The sequence below is a fragment of the Paenibacillus sp. BJ-4 genome, assembly GCF_020404765.1.
Lineage (GTDB): Bacteria > Bacillota > Bacilli > Paenibacillales > Paenibacillaceae > Paenibacillus.
The window spans coordinates 188,089-201,765 of record NZ_JAIVEM010000027.1; the positions used below are offsets into that span (position 1 = coordinate 188,089).

The following is a 13,677-nucleotide window of genomic DNA, read 5'->3' on the forward strand; positions in this document are numbered from 1 at the left end:
TCGTAAGGGGCGATTTCTTGCCGTCTGACCCTCTGCGTGGACAGTTCCATAAGCCAGTGTACCCGCCAATATAGCTATTAAAGTAAGTGCCACTCCTTTTTGAATGGTGAATGATTTTATAACGCAATCGCTCCTATTATTTTAGAATGTTGTTCTGCTTTACCCCCTCACCTTACCTCCGATATTGTTAAATCGAACAGTGATAAAACCGCCAAGCTTTGATGACATCGTACTTGGACCTGTCACATATACCGCATGACAAACTGTCAACTGTCTTATATGACGTGCTTGCTAAGCTACGTTCTAACCGCTGTTAGCCCACCCTCTTTCGCTTGACGGATCGGGAAGTTATATTGCATGATAGGTGTCTGAATCATTCGGAAATTGGTTTGCAAAAAAATATAAAAAGGTGTGCGTAATTCGTGTTCTCGAAAATGAAAAAAAGGTTCTGGTATGATTGGATACTTGTGGCCATACGAACGCTTTGGCTGGTCATTATCGCAAGCGCTGGTTTTGTCGATCCGTCATTGACCGTTGTGTCGCTTTGGGTTGTACTTTCTCTTGCTTTCGTCGTTTATCTCGTTCCATTAATCATCCTCTATAGGAAAGAAGACTGGTATCTCACAATCGAAGTCACGGTAACGGGCTTTTTTTATCTTTATTTAGCCTACGCAGCCCCGGGATTGCTTTGGTCTTTTGTTTTACTCGTGATAACTATCGGCTTGACGAGCAGTCGAAGAACCTATGTGTGGACAGGTATCCTTAGCGGAATCGTATTCCCGGTATTGAACGGTTGGATTACTGATCGTCTCCCGTATGAGTCTATCGTTAGCCGCAGCCTTGGTTTTGCCATCGGCTTCGCGTTTAATATTTTAATTCAGTCCCATAAGCAAGCCCGAATTATTCAAGAGCAAAAGCTGTTGCTGGAGCAGCATATTAAGCGGATTGAGGAACTTACGCTGATGGAGGAGCGCAGCCGGCTGTCACATGAGCTGAATGACACGATTGGCCATACGCTTACCTCGCTCATCGTCGGCGTCGAATCACTGCGATCGTCGGTACCAGATGCGCAAATAGAGAGGATCGATTCGCTTGTCGGAATCGCCCAACACAGTCTGGTTGATATCCGAAAGCATCTGCATCAGCTCTGTCATACTCCGTTGAACCATTCGTTAAGTGAATCGCTGCGGCAACTAACTGAAGATTTTATGAAGTCAACAGGTATAACGGTCAAATTCCGTGTGATCGGCACTGAGACTCTCGTTATGCAGAAAATTAACATTTGTTTATATCGTTGCCTTCAAGAGTCTCTAACTAACGCGGTTCGGCACGGCAAGGCGAGCGTAATATCCGCTCAGTTACATTTCAATAGTCAGCAGCTTCGATTACAGATCGAAGATAACGGCATCGGAATGGAAGAAATCCAATTTAGATTTGGGCTCAATAGAATGAAAGAACGACTTGAACTATTTCACGGCACGGTGTCCGTGCACTCCGAGTCAGGAGAAGGAACTTTCGTCATATGTAATATTCCGTTGCAGACAGAGCCTGTACAAGATGCGATCCGCCTGCTGATCGTTGATGACCAGATGATCATTACCGACAGCTTGAAGCAAATTTTTGATCAGCATGCTGATTTTAACGTCGTTGGTACAGCCGGGGACGGGCGCGAAGCATTAGAACATTGTGATCGCTCCCAACCAGATATCGTGCTAATGGATATTCGTATGCAGGGAATGGGCGGGATTGAAGCTTTACTTGAGATGAAACAACGATGGCCTGATATGAAGGTTGTGTTCATGACAACGTTTAAGGATTCCTTGCAGGCAGCAACTGCATTGGAGCGCGGGGCAGAAGGCTACATGCTGAAGTCGATTCATCCGCGGGAGATGAAGGAAGCCTTGAAACTTATTTATAATGGAGGAACCTGGATCGACCAATCAGTCGCTACGCGAGTTTTCGAAGAGATGAAGCGTCAACGTGAGCAGTTGGAGAAAATCGGTTCAAGTCAGGTAAACTACCCGTACGGGCTTACGAAACGCGAGATGGAGATTCTGGAGCATCTGTCGAGCGGACTGCGCTACAAATCGATCGCCGCCAAGCTATTTTTATCGGAGGGAACGATCCGCAATTACTGCTCGATTCTCTACTCGAAACTGGGCGTCAACAACCGCGAAGAAGCAATAGAAATGGCGCGAATGAAGAATATCGTGTAGCTGGAGAATTTCCCGATGGTACTCACGATATAGGGGCCACCTCACGAAACGGAAAAAATCGTACGCTAAGCAATGCGTTGCAGAAAAAAACCGGACCCTTACAGGGGAATCCGGTTCTCGTCATAGCAGCAAGTGAAGTTGAACTATCGTACCCGTTAGTTGAGTCCCTTTAATTTGGTTTTACATTGATTTCCGTTAAAGTTCATGCATCATGAATTCCCACCGAGTTAAGGCAGCTTGCTGCCGGCCGCGATGCGGTTAGTCGGTGCGGATGTGTCCCGGCAATTACTTCCTCGTTCCTTGTTTCCGGGACCGAGGGTCGCCCAGACCCGGAGCGTGAATGCGGTGTTTATATGATGCACCCGACTTCTTCGAGATACTTTCACACTGCTTTTCTGTTTCTATTTTTACTCTAGTAATGTATATTTCAGTTAAGTCTTCTTTTAAACGCCACTTATTTATTACCGAGTTGTTCCGCCAAACCGATTAGAAGTCCTTCATTTCCACGAATGTAGCAGAGCCGATACGAGTCCTCGTACTGAACCACTTCGCCAACGAGCTGAGCACCATACTTAGTGAGTCTGGATACCATTTCGTCAATGTCTTCAACGGTGAACATGACGCGTAGATAACCGAGGGCATTTACAGGAGCAGTTCGGTGATCTTATATAGTAGGTGGGGTGAGAAATCGCGAAAGTTCAAGTCGGCTGTGGCCATCTGGGGTAACCATCATAGCAATCTCTACACACTGTGAACCCAGCCCGATTACGCGACCAGCCCATTCACCTTCGACAGTAGCTCGCCCTTCGAGCTTCAAGCCAATCTCCTCGAAGAAAGAGATTGCGTCATCAAGGGATTCTACAACGATGCCAACATTGTCCATTCTTAGTAATTTGTTTTTTGCCATAGTTTTATCTCCTTATGTGTACAAATTTATTACCTGATCATCTTCATATTTATTCTATCAATAATTACCAATTCCTTCCAAACGATTAACATCTTGTCACAGTTCATGATAACAAAGATAAGTCACAGTATAGTAAAATGTGAAATTTGGTTTTCGGATATGTCATATTAACTTTTATTCTACGAAATTCAATTCGTAATTACCTTAATAAGATCGTTTTACGTAATAAAATTACGTAGATACCCCTTTTCTAAACTCCTAATATTTTTATACTTCAACAATTCGGAGTTACGATATTATCTCCTGCTTATTATTTTTGATCATTAAACTAAACTGCCCGTTAGCTTAATACCATCGGTCAGTCTACAACTTTATTTTCACAACAAAAATAGTTCAAACCATGATAACCATGGTTTGAACTATGCTTTTACTCATTTTGTAGTTTGTCCTTCCAAATAAGAAACAGGCTCTTTAACCTCTACTTTGGTGCCGCCAAATTCATCTTTAATGTATTTTTGAGTATCCTCGTTATGGTAGAGAGCCGCTAATTTTTGCAGTCCTTTGTCATTTTCCTTATCGGATGTAGTAACCAGGATGTTAATATTGTTCTTGGTCGCCTGACTGATTTCTTCGTGGAACAAGGAATCTTTCAGTACATTCAGGCCACCCTCTAAAGCAATCGTATTCCCGATCAATACCAAGCCCACATCTTGAATGACACGCGGTCCTGTTTTATCGTCGATCAACTCGAATTTCAGGTGTTTAGGATTGCTGGTAATATCATTGACTGTACCCAGGGCATCATCAAAGTCAGCTTTAAGCTTAATTAAACCAGCTGCCTCCAACAGCTTCAAACCTCTTGCTGTATTGGCCGGGTTATCTGCCAAAGCGACCAAAGCCCCGTCAGTCACTTCATCAATGCTTTTAAATTTTTGTGAATAAATCCCCATGGGCTCCAGATAGGTTGTGGCTATAGCCTTCAAATCCGCTTTGCTCTCATGGTTGTAGCTAACCAGATACGCCCACGATTGGAATGCATTCACGTCCACATCGCCGTCCCGGGTCGCATTGTTCGTCTCGATTCCACCGTTAATTTCTTTCACCTGAATGTCCAGCTTGGCATCCTTGGCTGCCTGAGATTGGGCAATATGCTTCCAAATCTGGGCATCAGAGCCCATCGAGCCGATAACTATTTTTTGCGTTTCCGAGCCGGAAGCGGAGCTGGAGCCGTTACTTTCAGTGCTTTTATTACCGCATCCTGCGGCTACTAATAATAAACTAATTCCTAATAGTACAGCGAATGATTTCTTCATCTATATTTCCCCCAGATCATGCTAGTATGCTAGTGCATCGTCATTCCGCCTGTAACATTAATCGCTTGTCCCGTCATATATGCGGAGAGGGGACTTGCCAGAAACAGCACCACATTGGCGACATCCTCCACCTCGGCCGTTCTGCCCAAAGGTACCTGCGAGCAGTCTTCCTCGTATATTTCTTGAGCAGTCATTCCGCGAATGATGCCCCCTTCAATTCGTTCACGATGTTTCATCGGTGTTTCTACAATGCCGGGACATACGGCGTTTACCAAAATGTTATGCGCAGCAAGCTCAATAGCCATCACCTTGGTCAAGCCAAGAACCGCATGTTTGGAGGCACAATATCCACCCATGGCCCGATAACCATTTTTTCCAGCCTGCGAGGCGATCTGAATAATTCGTCCTGGTTTATGTGCATCCACCATTTCTTTGGCAAAACGTTTGGACGCTACATACAATCCGGTTGAATTGATTGAAAATACTTTCTCCCAGTCGGCTAATTCGGAGTCAATGACATAATCCATCGTAGAAGTGCCAGCGCAGTTCACCAATATATCAGGAACTCCCGCTTTGCTGAACAGTACATTGCACCATCTTTCGATATCATCCGGCTGGGATATGTCCAAATGGGTTTCAATCAACTGCGGATTGATCACTCTATACGGTTCTTCATAAGAAATATCAGCAGAAATTACCTTAGCTCCGCTTTGAATGAAAAGCTCCACAATCCCCTTGCCTATACCTGACTTGCCACCTGTCACTACCGCTGTCTGATTAGATAGGTCAATCGAAATCATAGATTTTAAAATACTCTTTCAAAAGGATCGCGGCTAATGCCAGCCTCCAATACAATCTTCACATATTCCTGCGCGGAGAAAAGGGAGTGGTCCTTGTAGTTTCCGCATTCCAAAGCCGTAACCGCCGGAACCTCTGTCGTTTCCAGAATTCGTTTCAACGTTTTTTCCAGTGCAGTTGCGATTTCCTCAGGCTCATGTTCATTCCATAAAATCAGGTAAAATCCCGTTCTACATCCCATCGGAGAAATATCAATAATGCCTTTGATTTCATCTCTCAAATACGTCGCCAATAAGTGCTCCAACGTATGTACAGCGGCTGTTGGAAGTGCATCTTCATTCGGCTGCAAAAATCTCAAATCATACTTTTGGACCGTGCTTCCTTTTTCGTCATGCTCTACTCCGGCTGCTCTTACATAAGGAGCTTTTACAATCGTGTGATCTAATTGAAAACTTTCTACTTTCGCCATTTTTCTCATCCTCATTTTCTGTGTATTTTATATTTAAGCATTTTGCATAATTCTAAAAATCAGATGCCCCAAATCAGCATTTTTGTAATTATACATCGGTTTACTCGGTTTTACCACCATAATTATTTGTTTTTTTTACTTCGCATGCCCTGATCTCCTTTGCCTGCGGGTTTTGACATAGTGTACAATATATAAGGTAGTGCCTGTTTACGAAATAGAACGAGGACATCGTAAGCCTCATTGAGGAGAATGCCCTGTGAATGAACCGGATTGGAAGCAATTGAATGCTGTCCCTTTGCCCTTACAGGAATTCCAGCTGCAGCTGGATCAGAACAGTGTGAACGCCAAGCAATTGGAGGAGTGGAGAAAAATCCCCGTCCTGTATCAGTTGGCTTTGGAGGAATTAAAGAACAAAATCAAGCTGATTCAAACCGAATGGAAGCTGTTGGACGGTTTTAGCCCGATTGAGCATATTAAAACTCGCATCAAGGAGCCACGCAGCATCGTGGAAAAGGTTCGGCGCAAAGGGTATGAAGTTACCCTGGATAATATACTGCGGGAAATTCATGACATTGCAGGCATGCGAGTGGTATGCGCTTTTGTCAAAGATATTTACCGTCTGATGGATCACCTCCGTACACGAGAAGACATTCGTATTCTGGAGATCAAGGACTATATTGCTCATCCCAAGCCCAACGGATATCAAAGCCTTCATGTCATTGTGGAAATTCCGCTCATCCTGTTTGAAGGTACACGCTGGATCAAGGTTGAAATTCAGCTTCGCACACTGGCTATGGATTTTTGGGCCAGCATGGAGCACATTTTGTACTATAAGTTCGATAAGAAAGTTCCTGAGCATGTCGTTAACGGATTATCCGAGGCTGCACGTGCAACCTATGAGCTGGATCAGAAAATGCTGAAGCTGCGTAGTGAAATTTTATCGCTTAGTGAGGAGCCGAATCAAGAAGAATCCTCCGAGCAGCCAACTGCTGCGGAAGCTTCTTCGAAGACACTCTCCCTCGCCACGGATCACGCTGAATCCCGGCCGCAGACCTGCTAGGCATGGGTGGATGCATCATATAAATAAAGAGCGCTCAAACCACTTTTATCGTGGTTTGAGCGCTCTTTTACTTACTCTAAATTCATATATTCAGAGCTTATTGCTTCTCGCGAATCTCAGTGCTGATCTTCTCAATGATATCTGCAATGCTGAGTGATCCCAGATCACCTTCGCCCCGTTTGCGAACCGCTACAGTACCGGTTATTTTTTCATTTTCCCCGATGACGAACATATATGGAACCTTCTCCAATTGCGCTTCACGGATTTTATAGCCAAGCTTCTCATTGCGAGTATCCACTTCGACACGCAGACCTGCTTGCAGCAGTGCTTCCTGCACCAGATTGGCAGTCTCGATATAGTTCTCGGATACAGGCAGCAGCTTCGCATGGACAGGCGCCAGCCACAATGGGAACGCACCTGTAAAATGCTCAGTCAGGATGCCCATGAAGCGGTCAATTGAACCGTAGATGGCACGGTGAATAACAACTGGACGGTGCTTCTGGTTGTCCTCGCCCACATAAGTGAGGTCGAATTTCTCAGGCATTTGGAAGTCCAATTGAATCGTTCCGCACTGCCAGCTGCGTTTGAGCGCATCGAGAATGTGGAAGTCGATTTTCGGACCGTAAAATGCTCCATCTCCCGCATTAATACGGTAGTTGATGCCCAGGTGGTCCAACACGTTTTGCAGAGCTTGCTCCGCTTGATCCCACAACGCTGGCTCGCCCATAAAGTCATCCGGACGTGTGGACAACTCCACTGTAAAGTCAAAGCCAAACACACTATACATTTCGTTAATCAGCTTGATTACGTCGGTAATCTCTTGTTCGATCTGGCCTGGTGTTACAAAAATATGTGCGTCATCTTGGCAGAATGTACGAACACGCATCATACCGTTCAACGCGCCGGACAGCTCATGACGATGCACTTGTCCAAATTCGGATATACGAATCGGCAGGTCGCGGTAAGAATGAAGCTCATTTTTAAACACAAGCATATGCCCCGGGCAGTTCATCGGTTTCAGAGCAAATGTAGTTTCATCTACTTCGGAAAAGTACATGTTTTCCTTGTAATGCTCATAGTGCCCCGATTGCTCCCACAGACGATTGTTCATCATCAGCGGTGTGCGTACTTCTTCATAGCCATGCAGGCGTTGAATCTCACGGGAATAATCCTCCAGCGCAGTACGAACAACCATACCTTTAGGCAGGTAGAACGGCATACCCGGCGCTTCTTCGGAGAACATGAACAGCTCCAGCTCTTTACCCAGCTTGCGGTGGTCGCGTTTTTTCGCTTCTTCCAGCAGGTGCAGGTGCTCATCCAGTTGTGCTTTTTTCGGGAATGCAGTTCCGTAGATACGTTGCAGCATCTTGTTGTTGGAATCGCCCCTCCAGTATGCGCCCGCTACACTCAGCAGTTTAAAGGCTTTAATGCGGCCAGTAGATGGCAAATGCGGGCCACGACACAGGTCAAAAAATTCGCCTTGATCATAGATCGTAATTTCTGCATCTTCCGGCAAATCACGGATCAGTTCAAGCTTCAACGGATCTTCCAGCTCTCCAAAAATACGAGTTGCTTCCTCACGGCTAACGACACGACGTGTAATCGGCAGATTTTCCTGTGCAACCTTGGTCATTTCCTTTTCGATCTTCGCCAGATCGTCAACGGACAACGGGTTTTCGATATCTATATCGTAGTAGAAGCCACTGTCAATGACCGGGCCAATTCCCAGCTTTACGTTCTTCTCACCGTAAATGCGTTTGAGGGCCTGTGCCAGCAAATGCGCTGTGCTGTGACGATAAATTTCCAGACCGTCTGCACCGTCCAGCGTAATAATTTCAAGGTCAACGTTCTGATCCAACACGGTGTTCAGATCTACAGCCTTCCCGTTCACTTTACCTGCTACTGCGTTCTTTTTCAGCCCGGAGCTGATCGAACCCGCCACGTCGGCGATCGTTACACCCTGCTCGTACTCGCGTACGGCTCCATCCGGCAATTTCACTTGAATACTCACGATTAAAGCCTCCATTCAAATTGTGTGCTATTTATAAAAATTGAACGCAAAAAAACGCCTCTCTCCCTCAAGGGACGAGTGCGTTCAGCTCGTGGTTCCACCCTAGTTCGGCCCGCTTCTGTGCATTTAATTCACATGCTCATGCACGATATGCGCAACCCTCCATTGGTATCCGTTAACGGGGATAAGTCGGTAGGCGCTTACTGATGCTCACTGCCACATTGCACAGCTACATGTTCAACGTCACGGCTACAAAGGGGTAACTTCACATGCGGATACCGGAAAAGCTCTCAGCCTTCGGCTTTTCTCTCTGAACGGTCCTTCAAGGAAATCATGTCTTTGGTCAATGCCTTGAGTATTACTATATGCTACAGCATTATAGATGAAATTTGCAGCTATTTCAAGAGGGTGTTTATGTAAAACGCTGTGGTATAATACCATCTAGACGCTATCGTACAGAAAAAAGAAAGAGAGGAAGGAAAGATGCCCAAAATCATTGTCACAAAAGAGCAATGGGTCCAAGAAGGAATTAAACAGTTTGAACAGGGTGGGATCGAGCAACTCGTTATCGAAAAAATGGCTGTTTCTTTAGGATGCAGTAAGAGCAGTTTTTATTGGTATTTTGAGAATCGCAACAGCTATATTAAACAGATTGTCGAGACGTGGAAGGAGCAAACGACACAGCAAGTTATGGCGGCGTCTATGGCCCATGCTACCGCAGATGAACGGATCAGAAACTTGCTGACCCAGATGTTTGGGACGGCGAAACGGGGAGATTTCCTGTTTTATCTACGAAAGCTTTCAGCCAAGGACGAACCTTACCATTCCATTCTGAATGAAGTGGAACAAATGCGAATGGAGTTTATGAAACAGCTACTAATACAAAAGGGGATGCAGCCAGAGAAAGCCTTTCAGAGATCATGGATGTTGTACCATTATTACTTAGGATGGTATGAGCGTCACAAGCAAGAGACGTTAGGTGACGAATCGATTCAGCAACATCTTCACATGATTTGGACGGAATGGATTTTGATCTAAGGAGAGTGTTATATGTTGGAGTTTCTTACCTGGGGAGTCGGCGGAATTCTTCTTGTATTGAGCGGTTTGCATATATATTGGGTATTGGGCGGGAAACTAGGATCTAAGGCAGCGATCCCAAGCACGGAGACAGGTATGCTGTTTGAGCCATCTCGAATGGGAACGACGATTGTGGCATTTTATTAGCTTTAGCGGCTTGGTTTGTTTTTGAACTAGGGGGAGTTACACAACCGCTTTTTTTCCGTTCCTTCTATTCCTACGGAGCAGGCTTGTTATCGTGTTTATTTATTTTACGTTCTATAGGGGATTTCAAATGGGTCGGTTTTTTCAAGAGGAAAAAGGGAACCGTCTTTGCAAAATGGGACAGCGTGCTCTACTCCCCCCTTTGTTTTCTATTGGGATCGGCACTTTTAATCATTCTGTTTTGGCGTACGGAGTAAGCCTTGTCTCCAAAACTTTCAAACTCCGTATTCTTTATTCGTCGGGGTCTATACTAATTCTTTGCAGTAAGTCGATGAGAAGGTCTTCTTCCTTGTCAGATAAATTGCGGACAAGACTGACGTTGAGCTCATCCAGAATTCCTTGCAGGACAGGAGAAAACTCTAATGCCTTGGCCGTGGGTGACAAAAGATGGGAACGACGGTCATTCGGGTCCGTCTTCCGCTCAATGTAGCCGGATTCCTCCAATTGTCTCACCGAACGTGCTGTAGTTGCCTTGTCAAATTTGAGTTCATTCGTCAATTGTTCCTGTGTAATGCCTGGACGCTGCAAAATAAGCTTTAAAAAGCTGTGCTGGCCGCCACTGCCGATTCCGTACGGAGCCAATTTTTTGGACAATATTTTTTGATTTCGGCGCTGTAGGTGGGAAATCAACTTTCCAATCGGTTTTTTTCTCATCAAATACACCTCATTGGCTTAAAAATTTCAAATCCGCAGTTGGGACCAAAGCAAAGTTTACAACAATATTGTTGCGCACGCAACTAATATACTGTAAACTAAAACCGTCATTTAGTTGCATACGCAACTAAATAGCAATGCCCAACGATGAAGAGGTGCTAATCATGAGTTCAACCGCTACAACCGCTGCAACATATCAGGAAAATAGTGAAATCCAAAAGAAACGTTGGATGATTTTGATTGTATTGAATCTGTTTACGTTTATGTCCACACTGGATGGAAGCATCGTCAATATTGCTCTACCGGTGTTGTCCCGCACATTACATTTACCCGTGGCACAGATTGAATGGGTGACAACCGCCTATTTGATGGCTATATGTACAGCCATTTTATTTTTCGGCAAGCTTGGAGATATGGTCGGTAAAATCAAAATATTCAAGATCGGTACGATCGTGTTCATTCTCGGCTCACTGTTGTGTGGTCTGAGTCCGTCGCTGCCCATGCTGCTCATTTCCCGCATCATACAGGCAATTGGAGCCTCCATGACTATGGCAAACAGCCAAGGGATCGTGACGGATATCTTTCCGTCCTATGAACGAGGCAAAGCGCTTGGCCTTATCGGAACCTTTGTTTCTCTGGGCAGTATTGCCGGGCCGAGCCTGGGCGGGATTATTGTCTCCTCGCTGGGCTGGCAGTACATTTTCTGGGTCAATGTGCCGGTGGGGTTGTTGGCTGTCCTGCTGGGTTGGAAGCTTCTGCCGAAGGACCTGATCAAGGTACAAGACAAGATCGATGTGCCCGGCAGCTTGGTGTTTGCTGTTTTTATTCTCGCTTTATTCGCCGGATTGCTGCTGGGACAGCAGGTTGGATACGAAGACACCCGTATTATCGCTTCACTAGTGGTCGCTGTGATTGCTTTTGTCGTGTTCATTCGCTTGGAAATTCGTCGTCCTGGGCCGCTGCTACAGCTCAGTTTATTCAAAAATCCGTTGTTTTCGCTCAGTATTTTGTGTGCTTTTCTCGTATTTGTCGCTAACTTCTGCTTTAACATTATTTCGCCCTTTTATGCGCAGAATATGCTGAATTTATCGCCGTTTTATGCCGGGTTCCTGCTGATGCTGTTTCCCATCTCCATGGTTATCGTGGCCCCTCTCAGCGGTGCGCTTTCCGATAAAATCGGGTCTGAACTACTCACATTTGCCGGGCTTGTGGTCATGGCAATTGCCCAGATTGGCTTGGCTCGCCTTCATGCAGGCAGTCCCGTTCCGTTCGTAGGTCTGTGGATCGCCATGCTGGGCATCGGCAGTGGTTTATTTCAATCGCCTAACAATTCGCTGATTATGTCCAAGGTCCCTCGTACGCAGCTCGGCTCAGCCGGAAGTGTCAACTCGCTGGTCCGTAACGTTGGTATGGTGGTAGGGATCACTCTGGCCACATCTATCCTGTTTTATATCATGAGCAAAGAGGCTGGTTATCGCGTCACCGGATTAATTCCGGGGCATCCGGAAATCTTTCTGGCCGGGATGCATGTGGTTTTCATGACTTCCGCATCCATCTGTCTTGTAGGAGCCCTGCTGACCGGCTGGCGGTTGATCTGGGCTAAACGGGCAAAGGTACAGCAGGAAAGAAGATAAAGAGGTTATTTTGAAAAACCGCTTGGCTGAATCCTTCCTGCTGAATCATTATTCAAAGGATCGAAGCAGGATTCATTTGAATGGATACACACCGAGCAGAACTGTGCACCGCAAGAGGACCTCTTTTCAAGATTCCATCTTGTGGGCCACAGTTTATATGCTTGCCCCTACACTTCCACTAAACGTCCGTCCTCTTTCCACGATTGCAGTATTTTTTCAAGGACCCATTGATTTTTATATCCGTCCTCGAACAATGGGGCACGATCCACGAATTCCCCCCTTGCCAGCTTCACGAAGTCTCCATAGGCCGTATGATCATAGATTGCAGGGACAGTCCAAGTCTCGTATTCGGCATCCGGATGCTCGGAGTCACGCAGCACAATGCGGATATTTTCCCGGTTGCTGAGACTGGCGTGCAGCGAACCGAGTTCGCCGTAGATATCAACTTCGATATCGTGGCGTTTGCCAATGGCATTTTTATGGGTGATGAATGTACCCACCGTATTATCGCCTAGAATTCCATGGAAGGAAGCGAAGTCTTCCACATCCACCTTTACAGGCAAACCTGTAGCCGGATCAGGACGCTCAGGTGTAATCGTATGGAGCAGCGCTGCGACACTTTTAAATTCTCCCACCAGAAAACGAGCCAGGTCAATAATATGTGAGGCTGTATCTCCCACAACCCCAGAGCCTGCCTTGGCTAAATTATGACGCCATGTATACGGATGTTGACGATACGGTGAGAATGCATCCATCAGATACCGGAATTGAATGTTATAGATGCTGCCCAGCTTGTGTTCATCCAGCAATTGCTTGGCATACTGGAAGGCTGCGCCGTAACGATGCTTATAATGGACCAGCAAAGGCACCGGGTTCGCTGCATACAGCTTTTTCAACTGATCCGCTTCCTGCCACGTGAGTGTCAACGGTTTTTCTGCCAGGACGGCTTTGTGTTCTTCCAGCGCAATACGGATAATGTCATAATGCACATCGTTCGGTGTCAGCGACAGAATCGCATCTACCTCCGGGTCACGGATTAAGGCTTCATAATCGGGATATTGCTTGGAAGCAGAAAGTTGTAATTGTTCTCCAATGTATTGAAGGCGATTTGGGTTTAGATCACTGACAGCCACAATAGAAACCCCGGAGATCGTATGCAGTGATCTAATGTGATATTCAGCGATCAGGCCAAGACCGATGACACCCATGCGAATGAGTTTGGTTGGGGAGATGGAGATACTCATATGATCTGGATTCCTTTCTCTGCAATTTGGCTTTATGCCTGCAGCAAATTCCTTTTTGCTATGCAGTATCACCCGTAGCCTTGCAGAATA

Annotated in this window: 12 protein-coding genes and 1 pseudogene; 6 read left to right on the plus strand and 7 right to left on the minus strand. The window is 45.8% G+C overall.

Going from position 1 to position 13,677, the window contains the following annotated elements; genetic code table 11:
- Nucleotides 1-422: 422 nt before the first annotated feature.
- Complete coding sequence (locus LCF57_RS05895; protein ID WP_225999863.1) at nt 423-2,216, plus strand: response regulator; 1,794 nt, start codon at nt 423-425, stop codon at nt 2,214-2,216.
- Between the two features lie 454 nt (nt 2,217-2,670).
- On the opposite strand, the pseudogene LCF57_RS05900 reads toward LCF57_RS05895, so the two are convergent.
- The 4 genes and pseudogenes from LCF57_RS05900 to LCF57_RS05915 form a co-directional block, all read right to left on the minus strand.
- A pseudogene (locus LCF57_RS05900) lies at nt 2,671-3,123 on the minus strand (VOC family protein).
- Between the two features lie 431 nt (nt 3,124-3,554).
- The gene (locus tag LCF57_RS05905; protein ID WP_225999864.1) at nt 3,555-4,436 is read right to left on the minus strand and encodes a MetQ/NlpA family ABC transporter substrate-binding protein; all 882 of its coding nucleotides are present in this window, start codon (nt 4,434-4,436) and stop codon (nt 3,555-3,557) included.
- Nucleotides 4,437-4,465: 29 nt separating this feature from the next.
- Nucleotides 4,466-5,236, minus strand: a complete 771-nt coding sequence (locus LCF57_RS05910) for an SDR family NAD(P)-dependent oxidoreductase (protein WP_225999865.1) — start codon at nt 5,234-5,236, stop codon at nt 4,466-4,468.
- A gap of 5 nt (nt 5,237-5,241) precedes the next feature.
- Nucleotides 5,242-5,703: an S-ribosylhomocysteine lyase gene (locus LCF57_RS05915; RefSeq protein WP_152380351.1), complete on the minus strand. Its 462-nt coding sequence runs from the start codon at nt 5,701-5,703 to the stop codon at nt 5,242-5,244.
- A 256-nt stretch (nt 5,704-5,959) separates the two neighbouring features.
- Here LCF57_RS05915 and LCF57_RS05920 point away from each other — a divergent pair, with 256 nt between their 5' ends.
- Nucleotides 5,960-6,763 (plus strand): GTP pyrophosphokinase family protein, encoded by an 804-nt coding sequence (locus LCF57_RS05920; RefSeq protein WP_225999866.1) that lies wholly within the window; start codon nt 5,960-5,962, stop codon nt 6,761-6,763.
- 97 nt (nt 6,764-6,860) lie between these two features.
- Here the strand turns inward: LCF57_RS05920 and thrS are convergent, their stop codons facing one another.
- Entirely contained in the window at nt 6,861-8,774 is a 1,914-nt protein-coding gene (thrS, locus tag LCF57_RS05925) for a threonine--tRNA ligase (RefSeq protein WP_225999867.1), read from the minus strand.
- 483 nt (nt 8,775-9,257) lie between these two features.
- Between thrS and LCF57_RS05930 the strand changes: the two genes are divergently transcribed.
- The 3 genes from LCF57_RS05930 to LCF57_RS05940 are packed head-to-tail and all read left to right on the plus strand — an operon-like array spanning nt 9,258 to nt 10,252.
- Nucleotides 9,258-9,812 (plus strand): TetR/AcrR family transcriptional regulator, encoded by a 555-nt coding sequence (locus tag LCF57_RS05930; RefSeq protein WP_225999868.1) that lies wholly within the window; start codon nt 9,258-9,260, stop codon nt 9,810-9,812.
- 12 nt (nt 9,813-9,824) lie between these two features.
- Entirely contained in the window at nt 9,825-9,998 is a 174-nt protein-coding gene (locus LCF57_RS05935; RefSeq protein WP_225999869.1) for a hypothetical protein, read from the plus strand.
- Nucleotides 9,989-10,252, plus strand: coding sequence for a DUF3995 domain-containing protein (locus tag LCF57_RS05940; protein ID WP_226000012.1), 264 nt, complete (start codon nt 9,989-9,991; stop codon nt 10,250-10,252). The genes LCF57_RS05935 and LCF57_RS05940 overlap by 10 nt, the downstream gene beginning before the upstream one ends.
- Nucleotides 10,253-10,286: 34 nt before the next feature.
- On the opposite strand, the gene LCF57_RS05945 is transcribed toward LCF57_RS05940, so the two are convergent.
- Nucleotides 10,287-10,709, minus strand: a complete 423-nt coding sequence (locus LCF57_RS05945; RefSeq protein ID WP_225999870.1) for a MarR family winged helix-turn-helix transcriptional regulator — start codon at nt 10,707-10,709, stop codon at nt 10,287-10,289.
- Between the two features lie 164 nt (nt 10,710-10,873).
- On the opposite strand from LCF57_RS05945, the gene LCF57_RS05950 reads away from it, so the two are divergent.
- Nucleotides 10,874-12,343: an MFS transporter gene (locus tag LCF57_RS05950; RefSeq protein ID WP_225999871.1), complete on the plus strand. Its 1,470-nt coding sequence runs from the start codon at nt 10,874-10,876 to the stop codon at nt 12,341-12,343.
- A 167-nt stretch (nt 12,344-12,510) separates the two neighbouring features.
- Here LCF57_RS05950 and LCF57_RS05955 read toward each other — a convergent pair whose 3' ends face one another.
- Complete coding sequence (locus LCF57_RS05955) at nt 12,511-13,587, minus strand: Gfo/Idh/MocA family protein (protein ID WP_225999872.1); 1,077 nt, start codon at nt 13,585-13,587, stop codon at nt 12,511-12,513.
- Nucleotides 13,588-13,677 lie beyond the last annotated feature (90 nt).

Coding starts and splice junctions, on each gene's coding strand:
- LCF57_RS05905 (WP_225999864.1), bottom strand. CDS start 4,436: ATGAAGAAATCATTCGCTGTACTATTAGGAATTAGTTTATTATTAGTA.
- LCF57_RS05910 (WP_225999865.1), bottom strand. CDS start 5,236: ATGATTTCGATTGACCTATCTAATCAGACAGCGGTAGTGACAGGTGGC.
- LCF57_RS05915 (WP_152380351.1), bottom strand. CDS start 5,703: ATGGCGAAAGTAGAAAGTTTTCAATTAGATCACACGATTGTAAAAGCT.
- LCF57_RS05930 (WP_225999868.1), top strand. CDS start 9,258: ATGCCCAAAATCATTGTCACAAAAGAGCAATGGGTCCAAGAAGGAATT.
- LCF57_RS05935 (WP_225999869.1), top strand. CDS start 9,825: ATGTTGGAGTTTCTTACCTGGGGAGTCGGCGGAATTCTTCTTGTATTG.
- LCF57_RS05945 (WP_225999870.1), bottom strand. CDS start 10,709: ATGAGAAAAAAACCGATTGGAAAGTTGATTTCCCACCTACAGCGCCGA.
- LCF57_RS05950 (WP_225999871.1), top strand. CDS start 10,874: ATGAGTTCAACCGCTACAACCGCTGCAACATATCAGGAAAATAGTGAA.
- LCF57_RS05955 (WP_225999872.1), bottom strand. CDS start 13,587: ATGAGTATCTCCATCTCCCCAACCAAACTCATTCGCATGGGTGTCATC.